Here is a 1,820-nt window from a genome sequence, read left to right as displayed (position 1 = left end):
TTCCATGTCACATGTGACACAGAAGATCTGCAATGAAATTGCACACAAATTAAATACGCGCCCACGCAAAAGACTTGGGTATAGAACACCAACGGAGTATATTCATGCGCATCTGTAAAAAGTGTCGCACTTCAAACTTGATACTAAGTTGCGTGCCAAAGTGACACAGGGATTGCTTATTGCACACTTTAAGACCATAATACACATGTGACATTTTGACACAACAGGAGATAACATTATGGCTACTACTTTGCCTCGCATCACCGCTAGAGTTGATGTCGATACACAAGACTTACTTACTAAGGCTGCCGCGATCGCCGGCATGTCTAGCATCAACTCGTTTGTTCTAAGCGCTGCAATCGAAAAAGCTAAACAAGTCATCGAACGTGAACAGGCTTTAAAATTGAGCCAAGCAGACGCGATGTTGCTCATGGAAGCTTTAGACCGTCCTGCAACACAGAACTCAAAACTAAAAGCTGCTGCTGATCGATACGAGAGCAAAACTCAATGATGAATACGGTACTTCTAGATAAAGCTAAACACGATAGAAACCGATTCAACTGTGGCATAGAAGCTCTCAATAATTACTTAAAAGCAATAGCGAGTCAGCAAGCAAAGAAGGACAACACCAGAACGTTTGTTTTGGAAGATGATAGCGACAACTCACATGTCATTGGCTTTTACACACTAACAATGACACCAATTGACTTAAAGGCATTGCCTGATAAGTTACAAAAAAAGCACCAATCATCCACCTCTGGTGGTCTGATTGCCCGTCTTGCTGTCGATGACCGATACAAAGGGAAAGGCTTTGGTGAGTGGCTGCTTATCGACGCACTCAGAAAGCTATTAGCCGCTAGTGATAGCGTTGCATTTCCAGTTGTTATCGTTGATGCCAAAGACGGAGCAAAACATTTCTATGAACGCTATGGTTTTCAAGCATTTCAAGACGCTGAAAACAAACTCTTCATCACCATTGCAGATGTGAGAGCAAGCTTAGGCTAGTTAACCGCTAGCCTTTAGCAAACTAACGCCTTACTAACGGGCGATAACGCTATACCACCCAACCTAAATATTGTGCCATATGCGCGGAGCTAAAATTGCGACTGAAGTCGCCAAGCGTTAGGAGCCCCTGTTAAGTAATTTGTTATAACACTGACTTCCGGAGTAACTACAAGTTGATTGTATCCTTGGGATGATGGATGCCGTCATATATTTTGACTGGCTCTAAGTCATAAGGGTTTACGCCTTCAAGACATGCGACATTAATTGCGAATTGATGGGGGTTAGAGCGCCTTTGATGATGAGTGTATATACCGCAAGTTTTACAAAAATAGTGTTTTGCTGTCATGGTATTAAATTGATAAAGGGTCAAATTGTCTTCACCTTTTATAATTTTGAGGTTCTCAAGTAACACAGAAGCAGCAATTGCTCCACGCTTTCGACACATAGAACATGAACAACGACGAGGGTCTTCTAAGCCGTTTGGCATTGTAAGCTCTAGCTCAACTGCACCACAGTGGCATTTTGCTTTGTGTACACTTTTTATGTCCATATTACTATTTCCATGCTGATTTTCTTAATAGTGTTATAACGCCGCGTTAAGTGGCGAGCAACGCCAACCACCTTACCTAAACCATTGTGACATAAACACTTAAACTGAAGAAAGCCGAAAGTGCCAAGCGTTGCGAATCTGCTTAAATTATTGTATGGATAATAAGCGCTCCAATCGGGTAAGGTGAGACCCAGACTTTAACTGCAACTAAAGTTCTTCTATCTGGTAGTTCGATTAAATGATGGCTCCTCTATCGAGAGACCGA

Annotated in this window: 3 protein-coding genes and 1 pseudogene; 3 read left to right on the top strand and 1 reads right to left on the bottom strand. The window is 42.1% G+C overall.

The genetic code is table 11. The features are described from left to right. From ELS82_RS24580 to ELS82_RS24570, 3 genes and pseudogenes are all read left to right on the top strand, one after another. A pseudogene (locus ELS82_RS24580) lies at positions 1-118 on the top strand (IS30 family transposase); the annotation flags it as partial. Between the two features lie 120 nt (positions 119-238). Further along, complete coding sequence (locus ELS82_RS24575; protein WP_017420534.1) at positions 239-511, top strand: type II toxin-antitoxin system TacA family antitoxin; 273 nt, start codon at positions 239-241, stop codon at positions 509-511. Beyond that, on the top strand, positions 508-1,005 hold the full coding sequence (locus ELS82_RS24570) for a GNAT family N-acetyltransferase (RefSeq protein ID WP_134837727.1): 498 nt from the start codon (positions 508-510) through the stop codon (positions 1,003-1,005). The genes ELS82_RS24575 and ELS82_RS24570 overlap by 4 nt, the downstream gene beginning before the upstream one ends. A 166-nt stretch (positions 1,006-1,171) precedes the next feature. Here the strand turns inward: ELS82_RS24570 and ELS82_RS24565 are convergent, their stop codons facing one another. Beyond that, on the bottom strand, positions 1,172-1,555 hold the full coding sequence (locus ELS82_RS24565) for a GFA family protein (protein ID WP_134837726.1): 384 nt from the start codon (positions 1,553-1,555) through the stop codon (positions 1,172-1,174). Positions 1,556-1,820: the final 265 nt, after the last annotated feature.

This window comes from Vibrio ouci (genome assembly GCF_004551525.1).
Classification (GTDB): Bacteria; Pseudomonadota; Gammaproteobacteria; order Enterobacterales; family Vibrionaceae; genus Vibrio; species Vibrio ouci.
The sequence above is the reverse complement of the archived record's forward strand: the minus strand, read 5'-3'. Positions and strand labels throughout refer to the sequence as shown.